General features: G+C 67.1%; 20 protein-coding genes. 8 read left to right on the top strand and 12 right to left on the bottom strand.

What is annotated here, in order from left to right:
• Nucleotides 1-7: 7 nt before the first annotated feature.
• From NY1_RS29980 to NY1_RS29970, 3 genes are read right to left on the bottom strand one after another with little or no spacing between them, the layout of a single operon-like run.
• A complete protein-coding gene (locus NY1_RS29980) occupies nucleotides 8-1288 on the bottom strand; it encodes an ABC transporter substrate-binding protein (protein ID WP_067720488.1) in 1281 nt (426 codons plus the stop codon).
• Nucleotides 1285-2115, bottom strand: a complete 831-nt coding sequence (locus tag NY1_RS29975; RefSeq protein ID WP_067720487.1) for a carbohydrate ABC transporter permease — start codon at nucleotides 2113-2115, stop codon at nucleotides 1285-1287. Before NY1_RS29975 ends, NY1_RS29980 begins: the two co-directional genes overlap by 4 nt.
• Nucleotides 2105-2971, bottom strand: a complete 867-nt coding sequence (locus NY1_RS29970; RefSeq protein ID WP_067720561.1) for a carbohydrate ABC transporter permease — start codon at nucleotides 2969-2971, stop codon at nucleotides 2105-2107. Before NY1_RS29970 ends, NY1_RS29975 begins: the two co-directional genes overlap by 11 nt.
• Nucleotides 2972-3071: 100 nt before the next feature.
• On the opposite strand from NY1_RS29970, the gene NY1_RS29965 reads away from it, so the two are divergent.
• Genes NY1_RS29965 through NY1_RS29950 form a run of 4 tightly spaced genes read left to right on the top strand, consistent with a single transcriptional unit; the run spans nucleotide 3072 to nucleotide 7911 of the window.
• Complete coding sequence (locus NY1_RS29965) at nucleotides 3072-4955, top strand: SCO2524 family protein (protein WP_067720486.1); 1884 nt, start codon at nucleotides 3072-3074, stop codon at nucleotides 4953-4955.
• Nucleotides 4956-4959: 4 nt separating this feature from the next.
• The gene (locus NY1_RS29960; RefSeq protein WP_067720485.1) at nucleotides 4960-5877 is read left to right on the top strand and encodes an SCO2523 family variant P-loop protein; all 918 of its coding nucleotides are present in this window, start codon (nucleotides 4960-4962) and stop codon (nucleotides 5875-5877) included.
• 3 nt (nucleotides 5878-5880) lie between these two features.
• The gene (locus NY1_RS29955; protein WP_067720484.1) at nucleotides 5881-6906 is read left to right on the top strand and encodes an SCO2522 family protein; all 1026 of its coding nucleotides are present in this window, start codon (nucleotides 5881-5883) and stop codon (nucleotides 6904-6906) included.
• 12 nt (nucleotides 6907-6918) lie between these two features.
• On the top strand, nucleotides 6919-7911 hold the full coding sequence (locus NY1_RS29950; RefSeq protein ID WP_067720483.1) for an SCO2521 family protein: 993 nt from the start codon (nucleotides 6919-6921) through the stop codon (nucleotides 7909-7911).
• 19 nt (nucleotides 7912-7930) lie between these two features.
• Here the strand turns inward: NY1_RS29950 and NY1_RS29945 are convergent, their stop codons facing one another.
• The 3 genes from NY1_RS29945 to NY1_RS29935 form a co-directional block, all read right to left on the bottom strand.
• On the bottom strand, nucleotides 7931-8743 hold the full coding sequence (locus NY1_RS29945) for a hypothetical protein (protein WP_067720482.1): 813 nt from the start codon (nucleotides 8741-8743) through the stop codon (nucleotides 7931-7933).
• 44 nt (nucleotides 8744-8787) lie between these two features.
• Nucleotides 8788-9207, bottom strand: a complete 420-nt coding sequence (locus tag NY1_RS29940; RefSeq protein ID WP_169815422.1) for a GNAT family N-acetyltransferase — start codon at nucleotides 9205-9207, stop codon at nucleotides 8788-8790.
• 277 nt (nucleotides 9208-9484) lie between these two features.
• Nucleotides 9485-9688 (bottom strand): hypothetical protein, encoded by a 204-nt coding sequence (locus NY1_RS29935; RefSeq protein WP_233035428.1) that lies wholly within the window; start codon nucleotides 9686-9688, stop codon nucleotides 9485-9487.
• 358 nt (nucleotides 9689-10046) lie between these two features.
• Between NY1_RS29935 and NY1_RS29930 the strand changes: the two genes are divergently transcribed.
• From NY1_RS29930 to NY1_RS29920, 3 genes are all read left to right on the top strand, one after another.
• Nucleotides 10047-10940 carry a helix-turn-helix domain-containing protein gene (locus NY1_RS29930; RefSeq protein WP_084535587.1) on the top strand — a complete coding sequence of 298 codons (894 nt, stop codon included), beginning with the start codon at nucleotides 10047-10049 and terminating at the stop codon, nucleotides 10938-10940.
• Nucleotides 10937-11122, top strand: a complete 186-nt coding sequence (locus tag NY1_RS29925; protein WP_067720479.1) for a DUF397 domain-containing protein — start codon at nucleotides 10937-10939, stop codon at nucleotides 11120-11122. Before NY1_RS29930 ends, NY1_RS29925 begins: the two co-directional genes overlap by 4 nt.
• Nucleotides 11123-11240: 118 nt before the next feature.
• Nucleotides 11241-11378: a hypothetical protein gene (locus tag NY1_RS29920; protein ID WP_233035429.1), complete on the top strand. Its 138-nt coding sequence runs from the start codon at nucleotides 11241-11243 to the stop codon at nucleotides 11376-11378.
• 93 nt (nucleotides 11379-11471) lie between these two features.
• Here the strand turns inward: NY1_RS29920 and NY1_RS29915 are convergent, their stop codons facing one another.
• The 3 genes from NY1_RS29915 to sdhC are packed head-to-tail and all read right to left on the bottom strand — an operon-like array spanning nucleotide 11472 to nucleotide 15022.
• Complete coding sequence (locus tag NY1_RS29915; RefSeq protein ID WP_067720478.1) at nucleotides 11472-12218, bottom strand: succinate dehydrogenase/fumarate reductase iron-sulfur subunit; 747 nt, start codon at nucleotides 12216-12218, stop codon at nucleotides 11472-11474.
• A 2-nt stretch (nucleotides 12219-12220) separates the two neighbouring features.
• Nucleotides 12221-14152 (bottom strand): fumarate reductase/succinate dehydrogenase flavoprotein subunit, encoded by a 1932-nt coding sequence (locus tag NY1_RS29910; protein ID WP_067720477.1) that lies wholly within the window; start codon nucleotides 14150-14152, stop codon nucleotides 12221-12223.
• Nucleotides 14153-14188: 36 nt separating this feature from the next.
• Nucleotides 14189-15022: a succinate dehydrogenase subunit SdhC gene (sdhC, locus tag NY1_RS29905; RefSeq protein ID WP_067720476.1), complete on the bottom strand. Its 834-nt coding sequence runs from the start codon at nucleotides 15020-15022 to the stop codon at nucleotides 14189-14191.
• Between the two features lie 367 nt (nucleotides 15023-15389).
• Between sdhC and NY1_RS29900 the strand changes: the two genes are divergently transcribed.
• Nucleotides 15390-16571 (top strand): thiolase family protein, encoded by a 1182-nt coding sequence (locus NY1_RS29900; RefSeq protein WP_157762553.1) that lies wholly within the window; start codon nucleotides 15390-15392, stop codon nucleotides 16569-16571.
• A 26-nt stretch (nucleotides 16572-16597) separates the two neighbouring features.
• Here NY1_RS29900 and NY1_RS29895 read toward each other — a convergent pair whose 3' ends face one another.
• The 3 genes from NY1_RS29895 to NY1_RS29885 all read right to left on the bottom strand — a co-directional run bounded on the left by NY1_RS29895 (nucleotide 16598) and on the right by NY1_RS29885 (nucleotide 20284).
• The gene (locus NY1_RS29895) at nucleotides 16598-16885 is read right to left on the bottom strand and encodes an Rv0250c family protein (protein ID WP_067720475.1); all 288 of its coding nucleotides are present in this window, start codon (nucleotides 16883-16885) and stop codon (nucleotides 16598-16600) included.
• Nucleotides 16886-17117: 232 nt separating this feature from the next.
• Nucleotides 17118-18086, bottom strand: coding sequence for an alpha/beta fold hydrolase (locus tag NY1_RS29890; protein ID WP_067720474.1), 969 nt, complete (start codon nucleotides 18084-18086; stop codon nucleotides 17118-17120).
• A gap of 242 nt (nucleotides 18087-18328) precedes the next feature.
• Nucleotides 18329-20284 (bottom strand): acyl-CoA dehydrogenase family protein, encoded by a 1956-nt coding sequence (locus NY1_RS29885; RefSeq protein ID WP_067720473.1) that lies wholly within the window; start codon nucleotides 20282-20284, stop codon nucleotides 18329-18331.
• Nucleotides 20285-20373: the final 89 nt, after the last annotated feature.

The following is a 20373-nucleotide window of genomic DNA, read 5'->3' as shown; positions in this document are numbered from 1 at the left end:
CAGCCGGTCACCGCTCGTCCAGCACGTCGTTGCCCGCCCGCTGCGCGCGTTCCAGTCCCGCCGCCACCGGTATCCGGCCCAGGAACATCTCGTCGAACACCGGCATGATCGCCTCGAGCGCCGCCGGGAACCCCGGCCCGCCGCCCGCGGATATCTGCCGCCCGCGCAGCACCTCGAAGAACGGTGAGACGTCTACGCCCTGCCGCGCCCAATAGTCGCGGTAGACCTGCTGTTCCGGCACCACCGCCGGAATACTCGCCCCGTCCAGCCCCAGATACCGGTTCCCGGCCGCGCTGCCCAGCCAGCCCAGCACCCGCCGCACCGCGTCCGGGTGCGCCGAGGCCGCGTTCCCCGCGACCCCGATGGAATTGTTCGCGCTGACCCGGCCCGCCGGACCCGCGGGAATCATGGCCACGCCCCAGCGGAATCCGGCGTGCTGCCGGATGGTGGCCAGATTGAAGGTGCCGGATTGGAACAGCGGCAGCCGCCCTTGCAGGAAGGCGTTCTTCGCGAAATCGCTGCTGCCGTTGGTATCCGCCGCCGACGGCGACAATCCGGCCGCGATCAATCCCACCAGATAGCCGAACGCCGCCTGTCCCTGCGGGCTCGCGAAGGCGAACCGCCCGTCTTCCTGCACCTGCCCGCCGGCGGACCCGACGTATGGCAGCAGCAGTGACTGAAAGTCGTTGGCCGCGTTGTACGGCCACGGCGCGACGCCCGTCAACCTGCGCAGCAGCGGGCGGAAGGTGTCGACCGACTCGTCCGTATCCCAGCGGGCCGCGCCGAGCTGTTCCGCACTCACCCCGGCGGCGTCGAGCAGGTCCCGATTGAAGTAGATCGCGCTCCCGCCGTCCACGAACTGCGGTACCGCCCAGAGCTTTCCGTTCCTGGTGAACTGCCCGACCGCGAACGGATCCCAGTCCCGCGCCGCCTCCGCACCCAATGCCGCGCGCACATCCACCAGGTGCCCGCCGTCCGCGAAGTCCTCGTACAGATTGGTCCAGAACAGATCGTCGGCGATCCCGCCCGCCACATCCAGCCGCAGCTTCTGCGCGTAGGACCCCCACGGCACCACCGAGATCCGCACCTCGACATCCGGATTCGCCCGCTCGAACTCATCCAGCGCAGACCGGTACGCGGCCACGAAACTCTGATCCCAGATCCGCAGCCGCACCACCGTCCGCCCCGACCCGTCCCCCTCCCGCCCCAGCCACAGCGCCGCCGCCACCAGCAGCGCGATCACCATCGCGATCCCGACCAGCACCCGAGTCGATTCCTTGACCCTCATTTGAGTCCCGTCCACGCGATCGACCGCAGCACCTGCCGCTGGAACACCACGAACAACACCACGAGCGGCGCGATGGCCAGCGTCGTGGCCGCCATGATCAACGTCCACTGCGCGTTGTACCGCGTCTGCATGTTCGCCGTGGCCACCGTGAGCACCTGCCACTTGTCCCCGCTGGCGGCGACCAGCGGCCACATGAAGTTGTTCCACTGCGCCACCACGGTGATCACCGTCAGCGTCGCCAGAATCGGCCGGCTCATCGGCACCACCACGTGCACCAGGATGTCGGCCGTATTCGCCCCGTCCATTCGCGCCGCGTCGATCAGTTCGCCCGGAATCGCCCGGAAGTACTGCCGCAGCAGGAAAACCGCGTACGGCGACCCGAACACGAACGGCAGCACCAGCGCCCAGAACGTATTCAGCCACCCCAGCTTCGCGAACATCAGATACAGCGGAATCAACGTCACCGCCCCCGGCACCATCATGGTCCCCAGGTACACCCAGAACAGCGCGTCCCGTCCCGGAAACTCGGTGCGCGCGAACGCATAAGCCGCCAGCACCGACGTCAGCAGCTGCCCGCCGGTGATGCACACCGTCATCAGCGCCGTCACCACAACGGCCCGCCCCAGCCCCTGATCGAGGACCGTCCGGAAATTCTCCAGCGTGACGGGATCCGGTGCCGCCGAGGCGGATTCGCTCGCGAACTGCCGAGGCGTCTTCAAGGCCGTGAACACCCCCAGCACCAGCGGCGCGACCGTCACCAGCGCCCCCGCCACCAGCACGGCGTATGCGGCCCCCGCCCGCAGCGCGCCCCGCACCTCAGTACTCATAACTCGTCCGATCCCGGAAGTACCGGTGCTGCGCCACCGTGATCACGAACATCACCGCGAACACCACCACCGCCATGACCGCCGCCCGCCCCGGCTGCGCCGCCTCGAACGCCTCCGAATACATCCGCATCCCAACCACATCCGTCCGGTGATCCGGCCCGCCCCGAGTCAGCGCATACACGCTGTCGAACGTCTGAAACACACTCGAGACCCCGGTGACCAGCACGAAGAACATGGTCGGCCGCAACAGCGGCAAGATCAGGAACCGGATGCGCCTTACCCCCGTGGCCCCGTCCAGCGCCCCGGCATCCAGGAGCTCCCCGGGTATCGCCCGAATCCCCGCGACGAAGAACAAAGCGACATACCCGACATTCATCCACGCCGTCGTCACCGCCACCGCGGGCAATGCCAGCGCCGGCTCGCTCAACCACTCGATCCGCGTCCCCAGCAACCCGTTCAAGGCCCCGTCGGTCGGCACGAACAGCCATTGCCACAGCACCCCCACCGCCACCGGCGCGCACATCCACGGCAGCGCGTAAACCACCCGCAGCACCGTCCCGCCCCGCGCCCGCCGCGCCAGCAGGGCCGCGATGCCGAACCCCAGCGCGGTCTGTGCCGGTACCACCAAGGCGGTGAGCGCCAGCGTCACCAGGATCGAGTGCCCGAATTGCCGGTCTGTCAGGACTGCCCGCCAGTTGCCGGCGCCCGTGAAAGTAATGGGGCCCAACAGATTCCAACTGTGTACGCTCAACCACAGCACCACCGCGACCGGCGCGAGCAGGAAGCAGCAGACACCGATCAGGCTCGGTAGTAACAGCAGGTAGCTGACCGCGTGTCGGCGAACCGTCCGATCCATGGTTTGCGACGCTACCTGCATACCGCGTGCGGCTCGGTGACGCATGATAGTTTGTGCCGCGTCCAGCGGGGCGGCCACCATACGGCAGGGGACAGCGTCGATGCGGATTCAGCCACGGCAGCAGATTCTCGGAATATGGCGCTCGCTGTTGAACGCCTGCTATCTCGACGGCACCTGGACCTGGGGCGGGCGGGACGGCTCCAATTCCATCAGTGACGCCGAACAGCTGCTGTGCCTGCTGTATCCCGCCACGGTCATCGACGGCTTCGGGCTGCATCAGCCCGACGAGATCGCCGACGACATCAAGGTGGTGCTCGCCCCCATGGGCGCCGGCGCGCGGATCGGGGCGAATCTGGTCGGGGTGCTGGAGCAGTACATCGAGCGGTACACCAGGGTCGAGAAACTCGACGGCGAGCCGGAGACCAGGGAGGTCCCGGTCTTCTCCGCGGGCAGTTACCTGTCGGCGATGGGCGCGGACGGTCCGACCGAACGGCAGCTCGACCTGGATGTCGTCGACTCCTACTCGATGTCCCTGACCCTGTGCCTGGCCGCGCTGAAATTCCTGCGCGGATTCCAGCCCTTCGTGCTGTCGCAGGCCCGGCCCGAGGCGCGGGCGCTGGCGAAGCGAATAGACGTGCTGGACAAGCGAATCAACGACCGGCTCACCGCCGCCATGGTCGGCCTGGTGCGCAGCTTCGTGGTCAATACCGTGCGGCCCGAGGACCCCGACGGGCAAGCCATGCTCACCATGCTGAATCAGACCGGCGCGTCGAGCGAGACGGTGGTGGAGTCGGTGGCCCGCCGCCTGGAACGCGTGCGCATCCGGCTGCGCAACGACCTGACGCTGAGCCAGACCCCGGGCGTGGATCTCTACGACGAAGAGCTGCTGTTCGAATGCGGCTGGAGCTGGAGCCTGGTGCGGGAGGCCGCGGCCATCGACTTCGTGGACATGCCGATCGCCGCGGAACCGGGCTATGCCGTCGCCCGGCCGTACCTGCACTTCACGGTCGTCGCGCTGGACGGCATCAACGACCTCACCTCGGTGCGCACCCGCGAACTCGACCTGCTCGACGCGCAGCAGCGCCGCCTGGCCGAAGCCTTGCAGCTGCGCTGGGATCTGGCCCAGCGCTATTGGGCGGCGGTGGCGCGTTTCGGCACCGGCCGCTGGCCGCTGGAGGACATTCCGTGGCGGACCTCCGACGGCGAGGAGTCGGACTACTTCAGTCTCATCGTGTCCGCCGTGCTCATGCAGGACCTGCTCAATCGCGAAGCCAGCGACGACGATTTGACCAGGGCCGCACCGATTTTCGACGAACTGGCCCGCCGCGGCCGGATCATCCGCCGCCTGACCGAGGACGATCCGGCGCGCCACCTGCACACCCCGGGCGTTTCCCTGCGCCTGCACGGCAGCGGCGACGCCAATGGCGGCGGACCCCTGCTCACCTGGACGGTGTCCGATTACGCCACCGTGCTGTTGAAGCGCACCCTGCAGGCCGCGCGGCTGTCGGGCACCATGGAGACCCGCGATCGCCTGATGGCCCTGGCCCAGGCGACCATGGACCATCTGGACCGCCGCGCCTTCCGGGAAGGCCGGGTGACCGGCCTCTGGGACGATCCGGCCCGCATCTTCGGCGGCGCGGAAAACGATGCGCCCTCTTGGTATCTCACCGAACGCGTGGTGGAGTGCCTGGTGACCGCCGCGCAGATGTACGAGGATCCGCCGCTGCGCCCGCCCGGCCTGGTGGTCCGGGCCATGGAATTGCTCACCGAGGCCGAGCACCTGCTCAACCACGAGCTGCTGGAGTTGAGCGAGAAGGACGCCTCACCGCACCGGGTGGCGCTCACCCGCGCCGAGCGGCGGTTGCAGCGGGCCCGGCGGATCATCGACGAACGTCCCGGCACCGCACTGAGTCTCGCGTCCGAGGCTTTGCTGGAATTGGACGAACTGGACTTCGCCCGGCTCGACGCGACCAGGAGTATGTGACGACATGCTGGTGTTCTCCGCCTCCGACAAGGGTGGCACCGGACGCTCGGTGACCAGCTGCAATATGGCGTACTGGCTGAGCATGACCGGCAGCAAGGTGGCCTACCTGGACTTCGATTTCGGATCGCCCACCGCCGGTGGCACTTTCGAGATCGGCAAGGTGGATCGCGGCATCGCCGGCGGTGTCGGGCTGCACGAATTCCTGCTCGGCGAGACCGGTGAGGCCAAGCGCCTGAGCGTGCGCTCGGAAACCGATCGGGAGGAGCTGGCCGAGTCCCGCCACCCGTCCGGCCGCCTGGTGCTGTTCCCCGGCGACCGCAACGGCAGCGAGTTCACCGCGGTCGATCCGGACATGCTGGACCGCTGCACCACGCTGCTGACCAAATGCGAATCCGAATTCGACGTCACCTTCGTGGATTTGAGCTCGGGCCGCTCCATCGCCCTGGTACTGGCCATGCACGCGACCCGGCAGGAACCCCTGCGCGAGACGACGGCCCGCTGGCTGGTGTTCCACCGCTGGACCCGCCAGCACCTGATCGCCGCCAGCGGCCTGGTCTTCGGCGAGCAGGGCGTATTGTCCACCGGTATCGAGTGCGGCCACGACCCCGATGATCTGAAGAACTCGATACGCTACGTGCGCACCGCCGTGCCGGAATTGAACGAACCGATCGGCCTGCGTGCCGCGCAAGCCACCTGGCTGCAGAAGCAGAACAATCGATTGATCCGCTCCGCCAACAAGTTCGGCCTCGGCGATTCGGTCGTGCTGGGCCAGACGCCGATGGAACCGATCCTGCAGTGCCGCGAACAGGTGATCCTGGATGCCGACGTCTCCTCCGGGATAGCCAACGCGGAGACCGTCACAGCTTTCAGACAACTCGCCGACCGGCTGGTTACGGATGCGTTCTGGGAAGGGCTGGGGTGATCGGTGAGTCCCACGACCGACTACAGCGAGGCGGGTGAACGCCACCGCACCGCCGGACAGGGGTTGTCGCATCTCTCGGTGGAGGTCGGCCACTTCTACATGGACGATCTGACCAACGGCCCGGAGCGGATCGAGGCCCAGTTGCGTCAGGTCGCGCCGCTGCTGGATGCCTTCCGGGCGGCCGCGCGCGCCGAATTCGGCCCGGCCGCGCGGATCAGCACCTGCTTCCTGATCGACGACTACTTCGAACAGTTCAAGGATCGATCCCCCGGGGAGCCGTCGACCGCGCCCACGGTGATCCTGCCGAAACTGCTGCACGCCGCGGACGAATGCGGGGTGCAGATCGACTACCTGGTCCGGGAGGCCGGCTGTGCCGAGGTGCCCGCGTTCGTGGACGGCGAACCGTCCGGTCCGCCGCTGCGGCTGGCCGAGATGATGGCCGCGCGCATCGTGCCCGAACCCGGCCGGGGCGGCAACGGCCGCCGCCCGGCCGCCGTGGACAACGGCTGGCTGTGCAACGGCCGCCGGTCCTCCGAATTCGATCGCGGCCACGCCATGCGCCTGCAGCCGTGGCGGCCGCCCGAGGAGTTCGGCGCGCGCAATCATTCGATCTTCCTCGACGTGCAGCTGTGGAACGACGACGCCGAGACCGGGACCAGGCGCTGGTCCTGCCCGTTCCTGGCCTCGATCTGGCAGTTGCTGCGGCTCGGGATGATCCGGCACGAAGGGGAGGTGGTCGCGGCCCCGATGCCGTGGACCGAGCCCTGGCCCGACGAGTGGTCGAAACTGCCGTCGGTCATCCAGCTCCGGGCGGACGCCAAAGCCTTCGCCGCGTATCGGGCACTGTCGGTGCTGCCGCACAACTATCTCGGCATCGAGCATTCGGTGCGGGTGATCCTCAATCATCTGCAACTCGACGACGAGGTGCAGGCGCAGCTGACGGAACGCGGTGGGCGCGAGCCCGTTCCGGTGACCGTCCCGCTCGAGGTGCGCAAACGGCTGCGGCACGTCTTCCTCGAGGAAGACTGAGATGAGCGCCGGATGACCGAGGCACTGGCGTTGCTGGGCGAAATCCGCACCAACCTGCTGCCGAACGCGGACGCGCTGTCAGAGGCGGAGGTTTCGCGACTGCTGCCGCAGTTCCCGGGGCAGCGCATAGCGATCCGGGAACGTCCGCTGGCGCGCGCGACCTCACCCGGCCGGGCCATCGGCGTCGATTGCGATCTGGCCAATCACCGCGGCGCGGAGAGCCGGGCGGTGGGAACGGTCGATGCGCACGCCGTGGTGATCGGCGGCCGGGTGGCGCAGAGTTCGGCGCGCGTGCGGGTGGTGCGCGCGCTGGTCAAGGAGCGGCGGCCGTGGTCGCACTATCTCACCCGGGTGGGGACGCTGGAACTCATCCACAACAAACTCGGAAACGATGCCGCGACCGCCCTCGCCTTGGCGGAGGGCCACCTCGAGCTGCCCGGTGACGAGACCACCCTCGATCTCGGATCGATCTGTGAGCTGCTGCTGAACCAGGTGCTGACCGACCCCCGCCTGGAACGCCGGCAACCTCCGCTGCGCACCGCGGCCACCTGCCTGCGCTGGGTCGCCCGCGTGGTGCCGCCGGCGGGGGAGGAGCCGCCCGATCGGATCCACCTGAACTTCCGGCTCGAGCAGGACGGGCTGCGCAAGGTTCGCATCGAGGTGCCCACGGCCGCGGATCTGGCGGGCGTGCAGCACTTCTGCGAGGACCTGGCGGTGCACGACTGGCTGCTGACCACCTTCGGCGCCGCGCTGGGAGACGTGGCCCGCACCGGGCCCAACGAGGATCCGGTGGGCAAGCTCGCGCCCCTGCTGGAATCCCTGGCCCACCTGTGGATGCCCGGTGCGCATTCCCCGCGGCGCTTCCGGCGGTTCTGGGACGGGCTGGAAGCGGATCCCGGTTTCACGGCGCAGTGGACCGCCCAGGTCGGGCAGATGCGCGATCGGATGACCGCGGCGACGCTGGCGGCGCTGCGCAGCTCCAAGATCAGCACGGCGCGTTGGTGATTCGGCGACCACCGATGATTCAGAGCCGGAACCAGCGGCGCACCAGCAGGGCGAAGAACACCGACATGGTGACCGAACCCAGATAGGACTCGGTCACCATGAGGGTCCGCCCGCCCGTCCGCAGATGTTCGGTGTCGCCGGGGCCCAGCGGGTTCAGGTAGTTGACCAGCACCTGGTAGAAGTCGGTGTAGAAGGATTTGTCCGAGACCAGCGATACGGCGGCGGTGAACACCGCCAATTGCAGCGCGATCCAGAACAGCATCCGGAACGGCCGATATCCGTAGCCGCACACCAGATCCGGGAACAGCCCGCCCCAGCGCCGCCACAGCGCGGGCTGCGCCAGCCGGCGGGCGCGCGCCCGGGCCAGCCCGCAACGGTCCTCGGCATCGGTGTCCTCGTCGGCGCGGAACAGGCCCTGGGCCCGCTGAAACGCCAGGGCGGCATGTCCCGGCAGGCCGGCGTCGATCAACGGCCGGCCCAGCCGCTCGTAAGTGGCGGCGAGTTCGTGATTCTGGGTGCGGCTCAAGCGCAGTGGGCCGCGGAACTCGACCTCGGCCGCGATCAGCGCGGCCAGCAGGACCTTCAGTTCCGGCGCGTGGTCGGGTTCGGGCGGACGCAGGGCGAGGCCGTAGAGGTGGCTGAAGACCAGGCTGTCGCCTTCGCGCCGGATGCCCGGCGGATCGTAGGTGGCGAGCACGGCTTCGACGCGCCGGGCGAGGTCGTCCAGCAGTGGCTGCTCGGTGTGGTTGTGGCGCAGCCGGTTCGGTTGATCGAGGAAGGTCACGACGGGCTTGGTGTGTTCCGCGGCGTGCCGTTTGACGCGAGTACTCATGTCCGCCACGAATGGCGAGGACGGCTCCCCCTTTTCGAGCATGATCAATGATATAGCTTGTGCACCAGCACATCTCGAGGCTCGGCCAAACCGAAATAGCCTTGTTCGTGATGGTCCAGCTCGAATCCGACCGTCTGGTAGAGGTGATACGCGGTCCGGTTGTTCGGCTTCACGGTGACGAAGACCTGATCGGCCCGCACCGCCCGGCAGTGATCCAGGGCGGATTCCAGCAGTGCTCTGCCGTATCCGCGACCGCAGTAGCGTCTGGCGACGGCGAAGCCCATGAAGCAGGCGCGTTCGGTCCGATCGAGTGCGGTCAGGACGTAACCGCAGACCTCGCCCTCGAATTCGGCGACAGTCCAATCCGGACCGTGTAGTTCGAACAGCTGCCGCAGCACGAAGAATTCGTAGGCCAGGTCGAACTGCTCCTGCTCGATGGTGTGAATGGCGTGCAGATCTGTCACCAGTCCAGACCGGAACATCGGCATTCGAAATTCTCCGATGGCTGACAACGGTGTCCCCTTCACCGGCGCGAGTGCGTTGCCATCCAGGGTAGATGGCGGACCGGTCGGTGGGGTGCGGTTCGGCCGTCCGTCGTCTGTGGAACGGACGGCCGAACCGCGCTGCCTCACGCGGAAGGGACCACGGCCGAACCTGGAGGTTGGGTTCGGACGCTCGAAAGTACCGTGGGGCAGCGGTCTGGGCGGTCGGGGGCCTTCCCCGGGTCGTCTCCGGCCGCTTCTATGGCAGGGCGCGCTCGTCGAGCACGCATCGTCCTTCCTCCACCAGCGTCGCCCGGGCGCGGCGTCGGACCTTGCAGGTGTCGACGGTGCAATCGAGGTGCAATTGCATTGCGGCGTGGGCTTGTTCGACGCTCATGATGCCGGGGTCTGTGCGACAGCGCAGCAACTCGGCCACATGCATGTTCAAGGAGGTCAATTGCACGGTTCGACCTCCGCTTCGAACGGCTGGCAGGGGGTGACGACTTCGGCCATTACTCCTCGTTCCTAACGGTTCCTGAAGTGCCCGGAGCATTCAGGAAAGGAAAGGGGGCCTAGCAACACCGCTCCGGGCACATATCTAGCACACCACGAGCAGCCCTCCGGCGCAGGATTTTCGAAGATGAGAACGCAAAGTTGCGCGAATCGCCAGCACCGAATCCGCCTGGGGGAGGAAGATTCTCCATAGTGGACGAAGCCTTTGCCCGCCGATGATGTGTGTCCGGACGGGGAGCCGGTGCGAGGCAGCCTGACTCACGCGAACCGGTGACCCGTGCGCGCACGCTACGAGAACGGAGCGCGCTGTGTCAGAGAGTTCCGCCAGTGTGTCCTCGACCCTGCCCCGACGCCAGCTCGGACGCTATTTGCGGGACTGGCGGATTCAGGCGGGGCTGACTATCGCCGAGGCCGCGAAACTCATGGAATGGGGCGCCAGCACGCTACAGCGGCTGGAGAAGGGCAATGCCGATCGCATCCGCACCATCGACATCCAGGAGCTGTGCCGGATCTACGGGATCCCGGACGAAATCGCCGACGGGCTCAAGGGTTTGGCGCAGCAGGCGGCCGTCAAGAGCTGGTGGCACTCCTACGGCGACCTCATTCCGGAGAACTTCGACGTCTACGTGGGCTTGGAAGCATCCGCGCAGCAGTTGTCCTGCTACCAAAGCGAACTCGTGCCCGGGCTGCTGCAGACCCCCGACTACGCGCGGGCGCTGAACAAGCTGGGCTATCCCGGCGACGGTGCGGCCGAACTGGATCGGCGGGTGCAGCTGCGGATCCAGCGGCAGGCGTTGATCACCCGCCGCATGCACCCCGCCGCGGTCGCCATCGTGTTGCACGAATCGGTATTGCGCCGCCTGGTGGGAAGTGCAAGGGTGATGGCTGCGCAGGTGCGGCATCTGGCGGAGTTGAGTACCCGGCCCAATGTCGTGTTGCGCGTCCTCCCCTTCACTGCCGGTGTCCCCCTGGGACTTTCGACCGGCCCGTTCGTGATTCTGGAGTTCGGGGTCGACGGCAAGGGGCAACCGGTGGAGCCGCCCGTGGTCTACGTGGAGGGCTTCACCGGCGATCTGTATCTCGAAAGACAGGGCGACGTACAGCGGTATCGCCAGGCTTCGGAGTCGCTGGAACGCTGCGCGCTGGACGTCCAGGACAGCAGGAACCTGCTGCGGCAGGTGGCGAAGGAGTATTCGGCATGAGTGTGGATCTGGTCGGCGCTCGCTGGTTCAAGAGCAGCCGGAGCGGAGCCGGCAAGGAATGCGTGGAGGTGGCGTTCCTGGCCGATGCGGTAGGGGTGCGGGACAGTAAGAATCCGGGCGGTCCCGCACTGGTGTTCCCTAATTCGGCTTGGGAGTCGTTCCTGCGGAAGATCACGACTTGACAGCTGTTTCGCAACGAAAACATGTTTGCCCGGGCTAAGCATGGGTACACATATTTTCGTGGACCGAGGACTGAGGAATTCCCGTCCCCGGTACCGCCGAATAGGTCCGGATGATTGGGTGGAACGGCTGATCGTCGGGATGCTGTTCGCGGTATCGGCGGCGGGTGTATACGTACTCACCGGAGCATTGATGCCGGCGTTGGCGATCGGCGTACTGGTCGCCGTCGTGGCGATCGGTGTTGTCGCGATGCTATAGCTGCATCACAGCAAGAGGGGGTTCTTGGGGGATACCCCCAAGAACCCCCTTTTCTGTGCCCGGAAGGGCAGTGACGCGCCCGGGGCCTCTCGCTCAGCGTCGGAACAGCTTGTTCCCCAGCCAGACCAGGGGATCGTACTGACGATCCACCACTCGCTCCTTGAGCGGAATCAAGGCATTGTCAGTGATCTTGATGTGCTCGGGGCAAACCTCGGTACAACATTTGGTGATATTGCAGTACCCGAGTCCCGCATCCTCTTGCGCGAGTTCCCGCCGATCCGCCACATCCAGCGGATGCATTTCCAGTTCGGCTATGCGCATAAGGTATCGCGGCCCCGAGAACGCCTGCTTGTTCTCGTCATGGTCACGCACCACGTGACAGGTGTTCTGGCACAGGAAGCATTCGATGCACTTACGAAACTCCTGCGACCGTTCGACATCGGCCTGCTGCATCCGGTATTCACCGGGCTTCAAATCCACCGGCGGCGTGAACGACGGTACTTCCCGCGCCTTCTGATAGTTGAACGACACATCCGTGACCAGGTCCCGGATGACGGGGAAGGTGCGCATCGGCGTCACCGTCACCACCTCGTCCGGCGCGAACGTGGACATCCGCGTCATGCACAGCAGCCCCGGCCGCCCGTTCACCTCCGCCGAGCACGATCCGCACTTGCCGGCCTTGCAGTTCCACCGCACCGCCAGATCCGGCGCCTGCGTGGCCTGCAGGCGATGGATGATGTCGAGCACCACCTCGCCCTCGTTCACCTGCACGGTGAAGTCCTCCAGCCCGCCGCCCTCGGTATCGCCGCGCCAGACCTTGAATTTCGCGTCATAACCCATGGCTATTCGGCCTTCCCCTCGGTGCCGGCCCGCAACGGTGCGAGATCGGCAGGGCTGTAGTACTTTTCGAGCTCGCTGATTTCGAACAGGCCCAGCAGATCCGATCGCATGGGCACCTGGTCCTCGGGCGTGACCGTCACCGACGGCACGGTGAAGCCGACCTCGTCCGGATCCACCCGGCACACCAGCAGCTTGTTGCGCCACGCCGGATCCATGCCCGGATGGTCGTCGCGGGTGTGCCCGCCGCGACTCTCGGTGCGCAGCAGGGCCGCCTGCGCCACGCATTCGCTGATCACCAGCATGTTCCGCAGATCCAGCGCCAGATGCCAGCCCGGATTGAACTGCCGGTGCCCTTCGACCAGCACCCGGTCGTAGCGGTCGCGCAGCTCCGACAGCTTCTCGATGGCCTGCTTCAGCTCGCCTTCCTTGCGGATGATGCCGACCAGATCGTTCATCGTCTGCTGCAGATCCATGTGCAGGGTGTACGGGTTCTCCGACGCCCCGTCCTCGGTCGGATTGAACGGCGCCACCGCGGCTTTCGCGGCATTGGCGATATCGGTGTCGGAGATCTTGGGCCGGCCCGGCAGCTGCTCCACATAGGTGGCCGCGCCGAGCCCGGCACGCCGGCCGAACACCAGCAGATCCGACAGCGAGTTGCCGCCCAGCCGGTTGGACCCGTGCATACCGCCGGAACACTCACCGGCCGCGAACAATCCGGGCACCGTCGCCGCCCCGGTGTCCGGGTCCACCTCGATGCCGCCCATGACGTAATGGCAGGTCGGACCGACCTCCATGGGTTCCTTCGTAATGTCCACGTCCGCCAGCTCTTTGAACTGATGGTGCATGGACGGCAGCCGCTTCACGATCTCCGCGGCGGGCAGGCGCGAGGCGATATCCAGGTACACGCCACCGTGTTCGGTGCCGCGCCCCGCCTTCACCTCTTCGTTGATGGCCCGCGCCACTTCGTCACGTGGCAGCAGATCCGGTGTGCGCCGCGCGGAGTCGTTGTCCTTGAGCCACTGATCGGCTTCTTCCTCGGACTCCGCGTACTGCCCCTTGAACACCGCGGGGATGTAATCGAACATGAAGCGCTTGCCCTCGGAGTTCTTGAGCACTCCGCCGTCGCCGCGCACGCCCTCGGTGACCAGGATGCCCTTCACCGACGGCGGCCAGACCATGCCGGTCGGATGGAACTGCAGGAATTCCATATTGATCAGCGTCGCGCCCGCCCGCATGGCCAGCGCGTGCCCGTCCCCGGTGTACTCCCAGGAGTTCGAGGTGGTCTTGTAGGACTTGCCGATACCGCCGGTGGCCAGCACCACGGCCGGGGTCTCGAACAGGATGAACCGGCCCGACTCCCGCCAGTACCCGAACGCGCCGGAGATCTTGTCCCCGTCCTTCAGCAGTTCGGTGATGGTGCATTCGGCGAACACCTTGATGCGCGCCTCGTAGTCACCGGTGGCGGCGAAATCCTCCTGCTGCAGCGACACGATCTTCTGCTGCATGGTGCGGATGATCTCGAGCCCGGTGCGGTCGCCGACGTGCGCCAGCCGCGGGTAGGTGTGCCCGCCGAAGTTGCGCTGGCTGATCCGCCCGTCCTTGGTCCGATCGAACAGCGCCCCATAGGTTTCCAGCTCCCATACCCGGTCGGGAGCCTCCTGCGCGTGCAGTTCCGCCATGCGCCAGTTGTTGAGGAACTTGCCACCGCGCATGGTGTCCTTGAAATGGGTCTGCCAGTTGTCCTTCTCGTTGGCATTGCCCATGGCGGCCGCGCAGCCGCCCTCCGCCATGACGGTGTGCGCCTTGCCGAACAGCGACTTGCACACCACCGCCACCGACAGGCCGTGTTCGCGGGCTTCGATGACCGCACGCAGGCCGGCGCCACCGGCACCGATCACGACGACGTCGTACTTGTGCCGTTCGACTTCAGGCATGGACCGAATACTCCTGACAGAGATGGGTTTTGAGGATCAGCCGATGAGCCGGGGATCGGAGATGGTGCCGCTCGCGACCAGCATCACGTAGAAGTCGGTCAGGATGAGCGTGCCCAGCGTGGTCCAGGCCAGCTGCATGTGGCGGGTGTTGAGCTTGGACACCACGGTCCAGAAGCGGTATCGCACCGGATGCTGCGAGAAGTGCTTGAGCCGCCCGCCCGCGATGTGCCGGCAGGAATGGCAGGACAGCGTGTAGGCCCACAGCAGCAGCGCGTTGACGGTGATGATGATCGTGCCGAGCCCGATGCCGAAGCCGCCGTCCTTGGCGTGGAAGGAAATCGCGGCGTCGTAGGTATTGATGACCGCGATAATCACTGCCACATAGAAGAAATAGCGGTGCGCGTTCTGGATGATGAGCGGAAGCCGCGTCTCGCCGGTGTATTTCGCGTGCGGTTCGGCTACCGCGCAGGCCGGCGGCGAGAACCACACCGACCGGTAGTAGGCCTTGCGGTAGTAGTAGCAGGTGAGCCGGAACAGCAGCAGGAACGGCAGCACCAGGAAGCCCAGCGGAATCCACATGGGCAGGCTGGGGATGGGCGTCCCGAGATGGCTCGACCCCGCCACGCACGAATCGCTCAGGCAGGGGGAGTAGAAGGGGGTCAGGTAGTGGTAGTCCTGGACCCAATACGCCGCGCGCGCAAAGGATCTGATGGTCGCGTAGACCACGAAGGTGCCGAGGCCCAGCACGGTCACCAGCGGCGGCAGCCACCACCGGTCGGTGCGTAGCGTGCGCGCGGCGATGGCCGCGCGGCCCTTGCTGAATACCCCGGTTGTGCTCGATTCGGGAGCCTTGATCGGTGCGGCGCTCACTACTGTTTGCCTCGCTGCCCTACCCCGTGGAACGTCATCGTTACCTCCGGCATCGAATGTGATGGTCAGCACCCTACGACAGGACAGCTATCACTCGAGCTGACTACAGCTATTTCGTGATCCCGTGATTTGCGCCACATTTCCGGCGCGCGACGGCGAGTCGTTCGATTGGTGAACAAACGGCAATCTCACGAACCAGGAACGTTCGCAGTGAGATTCGGATAGCGAGCCAGAGAAAACCGGACGAACGGCTCGAAAATCCGTTCGCGCGTCGTCACACAGCAGCAACAACCCTGTGGTGCTCTGAGTTCGAAGCTGATGAACCCCGTCCCGGGGTAGCCGGTGCTGAGCGTGAAGGGAGCCGGTGATGAGGAGAGCCGCGATAGTGATGCCGATGCGGACACCCGTCGGCCTGCCGGGGGGAGCACTCGCGGCGGTCTCGCCGCAACGCCTGATCTCGACGGTGCTCACCGCCGTGGTCGGTCGTTCCGGGGTGGATCCGAATCGGATCGAACACCTCGTCTCCGCGGTGCCCAGCGCCGAAGCCGTGCGCCCGGCCGCGCAACTCGCCGGATTGTCGCCCGTGGTGGGCGAATTCGCGGTCGACGCCGGTCCGGGCAGCGGGCTGCGCGCCCTGATCACCGCCGCCATGATGGTGCAGACCGGGTCCGCCGACGTGGTGATCGCGGTCGGCGCCGAATACTTCGGCGGGCCCGGGGGACCCGACGACTCGGTGTTGAAGACGGCCGAGGATCTGGCCTACCACTACAACATCACCCGCGCCGAGGCCGACGACTACGCCGCCGACAGTCACCGCCGGGCCGCGCGCGGCCGCCGGCAGGGTCTGTTCGGGGCCGAGACCGCGCCGGTCGTGGTGTGCGCGAATCCCGACGACGCGAATTCCGATGTGGTGCAACTCGTCGACCGCGACGAGGGCCTGCGCGACGACGTGTCCGCCCGCGCCCTCGGCGGGCTGATGCCGCTGCTACCCGGTGGCATCACCACCGAAGCCAATTGCAGCGCCCGCACCCTCGCCGCCTCCGCCTGCCTGGTGGTGGCCGAGGACCGGCTGGTCGATCTGGAATTGGAACCGCTCGGCTATCTGGTGGGCTGGGCCACCGCCACCCCCGAACCGGGCGCGCTGGTCCCGGCGGCCACGCCCGCGGTGGCGAAAGCGTTGTGGCGGACCGGATTCGACCTGTCCGAGGTGGATCTGCTGGAGGTCGACGAGAGCACCGCGGCTGAGGTGCTGGCCCTGACCCATTCCCTCGGCTTCGCCGATCCGGCGGGGGAGCGGCTCAATGTGCACGGCGGCGCGATCGCGCTCGGCGATCCGGGCGGTGCGGCGGGTCTGCGCATGGTCACCACGCTGCTGCACGAATTGGCGCGGCGGGACGGGGGATTGGGGCTGGCGGTGAGTTCGGCCGGGCCCGGGCAGGCGTCGGCGCTGGTCTTCGAATCCCCGAACGTGGAGCCGATCGTGCCGACGCCGCGCGGGGCCCGGTTCCACGGGAGCCGGACGCGCCGATCCGGCCGCCATCGCGCGTGAGGCGATAGCGGCCGGGGGATCGCCGGTTACTTGGTGCGGGGACGGGAGTGGAAGCCGAGGCCCTCGTCCTGGGCGCCCATCCAGGCGGCCTCGTCGGACTTGGAGTCCGGGACGTAGATGGTCTCCTGCTTCGACCCCGGGGACACCGGTGGTGGGGTCTGCTCGAACTCATCCGTGTCGATGGCGAGCCGTTCCAGATCGTTCTCCAGCCGGCGCACCGTGCTCGCGTCGCCGTAGTGGGAGCGCAATGCGGTGACGCACTGCCGGAGCTGGCCGACCGCGTAGCGGAGTTCCGCAATCTCGCTGCGTGTCATCGAAACCTCCTCGAGCCGTGTGACAGACCACACATCGTGATCTACAACACAGTACGCGAAGAATCCGGATCCGTCGCGCCACGCCGGTAAATTAGCAGGTCAGGGGCTCGCCCGCGCGCGGCTTCGGTGCCCGTCAGGGGCAGGGAAGGGGGAGATTGGGGGCAAGCCCCCAAACCCCCGAAAGGGATGAAAGGTGCCGCGCTGACATGCGCCCGGCCCCGCGGCCCGAAGGTCAACCGGCGATGGCGAATTCGGAGCCGGGGTCGTGGCCCGCGAGTTTCGCCTGCGCGCGGTCCACGAGGGTGACGATCGACCCGGCGACTTCTTCGGCGCGTTCGAGGATGACGCTGTGGCCGGCGCCGTCGAGGCGGACCAGTTCGGCGTCGTCGAGTTGGGAGGCGAGGACGACCGAGTGGGCGAAGGGGATGACTATGTCGGCGGAGCCGTGCAGGACCAGGGCGGGGATGGCGCCGAGGCGGTGCAGGTTCTCGGTTTCGTCGAAGCGGATGAGGGAGTCGAGGAAGCTCGACATGGTCAGCAGGGAGGTCTCGTTGAGCATGGTGGTGGCCACGGCGATCATGCGCGGGCTGACCTTGCGGGTGCCGAGCGCGGCCTCGCGCATGATGGGTTCGAAGAAGCGGCGGGTGAAGTGCTTGGAGGCCTGCATGGCCCGGGGCGCGCGGCGCATGGCGAAGTGCAGGGAGTTCACGGCGGGGCCGTTCAGCAGGCGGCCCAGGCCCACCCGGGTGACGCTGTTGGCCGCGCCGGCGATCAGGCCCACGCCGATGACGCGGGAGCCGATGGTCTCGGGGAACAGGCGGGCGTAGGCCAGGATCGTCATGGCGCCCATCGAATGCCCCACCAGCACAACCGGACCGGTCGGCGCCACCGCCCGGAGTACGGCGTCCAGGTCCAGCGCCAGCTGCTCGATGGTGTAGGTGGCCGGATCCGCCGCCCCCGAATCCCCGTGTCCCCGATGGTCGTAGAACACCAGGTGGTTGGCATCGCCCCAATGCCGGTGCAGATGCTCGCGCAGCAGCTCCCAGGATTCGGTGCGCAGGCAGTGCCCGTGCGCGAACACCACCGTCAGCGGCGCGCCGGGGGTACCGAACTCGCGCACGGCGATCGGCGTGCCGTCGTCTGCGGACACGGTGTGGTGATGGCCGTCGTGATCGGCCGCGGGACGCGTGAGCGTGGACATGACGTGCTCCTGAAGAGTTCGCCTTTTGCCCGGTTGTCGATGGGGATTGCCGTCGCGTTAACCGCTCACACCCGGTGTTATTGACAAGTTGTCCAACTGACGCCGTCGATCTATGCAGCCCGATCGGAGGATCTACCAGAGTCTCGGCGGATTGCTAGAACCCCGTAGAAAACAATGACGATCCGCCCATCATCAGAGTTCTCTACAGGTTTCTAGCAATCTCACTAGATTTCTCTAGATTCTTAGGTCGACGCGGATGCCCGGGTCGAGGGCAGGAACGGCCGCAGCACGTTCTCCTCCGTCGACGGCCCCGGCTCCCATTCCGCGATCCACGGCCCGGTGCCCTCGCTCGGATCCAGCGCCCCGCCTTCCAGCCACTTGTACCGGCCGTCCAGCACCCCGCGCGTCAGATCCACATCCGCGTCGTCGGTATTGGCCCACAGCGCCCCGAACAGCCGCTCCACCCGCAACCGCGCCTGCCGGCAGAACACGTCCGCCAGCTCCTCGGCCGCGATGCCGTCGGGATCGCCCGCCACACGCAGGGATTGGGCCCGCACGCAGGCCGCCGCCATCGCGAACAGCTCCGCGCCGATATCCACGATCCGGCCCAGGAAGCCCTGCTTGTACTCCAGCCGCGCCTGCCACCGCGCCATGCCGTACATGAGCGCGCGAGCCTGCTTGCGCGACATCCGCTCCACGAACCGCATATGCCTTGCCAGCGGCCCGAATTCGCTGAAACTCACCGGCGCGCTGCCCGAACCCACGGTCAGCTGCGGGAACCACTTGGCGTAGAAGCCGCTCGCGCCGACCGCCGCCTTGGCCTTGTCCTTCAGCTCCGCCTTGCGATCCACCAGCGCGCCCGCCGCGGCCATGTGCGCGTCGGCCATCTCGCGGGCGATGAGCAGGCGCATGATCTCGCTGGAGCCCTCGAAGATCCGGTTGATCCGCAGATCGCGCACCAATTGCTCGGCGCCCACGGCCCGTTCGCCGCGCGCCGCCAGCGAGGCGGCCGTCTCGTACCCGCGCCCGCCGCGGATCTGCACCAGCTCGTCGGCGATGGTGCAGGCCATCTCCGAAGCCCACAGCTTGGCCAGCGCGGCCTCGATGCGAATGTCGTTGCGGTTCTCGTCGCACATGGTGGCGGACAGATCCAGCACCGATTCCAGCGCGAAGGTGCTCGCCGCGATGAAGGAGATCTTGGCGCCGACCGCCCCGTGCTCGCCGACCGGCCGGCCCCACTGCACCCGGGTGCCGCTCCATTCGCGGGCGATCTTCAACGACCACTTGGCGGCGGCCGTGCACATGGCCGGAATCGCCAGTCGCCCCGCGTTCAACGTGGTGAGCGCGATCTTCAGGCCGTCCCCTTCGCGGCCCACCAGATTCGCCTTCGGAACCCGCACATCGTGCATGCGGGTGACGCCGTTCTCGATGCCGCGCAGGCCCATGAAGGAATTGCGCCGCTCCACGGTGATGCCGGGACTGTCGGCTTCCACGATGAAGGCGGAGATGCCGCCGCGATGCCCCTCGCTCTTGGGCACCCGCGCCATCACCACCAGCAGTTCGGCCACCACGCCGTTGGTGGTCCACAGCTTCACGCCGTTGAGCTCGTAGGCTTCGCCGTCGGCGGTCGGCACGGCGGTCGAGGCCATGCGCGCCGGATCCGAACCCACATCCGGTTCGGTGAGCAGGAACGCGCTCACCGCGCCCTTGGCGCAGCGCGGCAGGAATTCCTGCTTCTGCTCGGCCGTGCCCGCCAGCTTCAGCGGTTCGGGCACGCCGATGGACTGGTGCGCCGACAGCAGCACGCCCAGGCTGGCGTGCGCGGAGCCGACCAGCATCAGCGCCCGGTTGTAGCCGACCTGCGAGAGTCCCACGCCGCCATAGGATTCCGGGATCTTCAGGCCGAAGCAGCCGAGTTCCGCCAGCCCTTTGACGTACTCGTCGGGAATGCGCCCCTCGGCTTCGATGCGCTGCCCGTCGATGGTCTCGCAGAAGGACGCCAGCCGCTTCAGGTACGCCTCGGTCTTGGCCGCGTCCGCCGCGCTGGGTTGCGGGAACGGATGTATCAGGTCCAGCCGGAAGCGTCCCAGGAACATTTCCTTCGCGAAAGAGGGCTTGTTCCAGGTGGTTTCGCGAGATTCCTCGACCAGTGCCCGGGCCTGCTCTTCGGTGGCGTCGACTTTCGATGTGGTCGCCATGCTGTGCTCCTCGAGGTGATGCCAATCACATTCGAGTGTAGGAGCCTTTGTTACCCACCGGTAGACGTCAGCAAAGATCAAAAAGGCTT

It is taken from the genome of Nocardia yamanashiensis NBRC 100130 (assembly GCF_001613325.1).
In the GTDB taxonomy this organism is placed as follows: domain Bacteria; phylum Actinomycetota; class Actinomycetes; order Mycobacteriales; family Mycobacteriaceae; genus Nocardia; species Nocardia yamanashiensis.
Note: the sequence above shows the minus strand (reverse complement) of the source record. Positions and strands in the feature narration are given on the sequence as shown.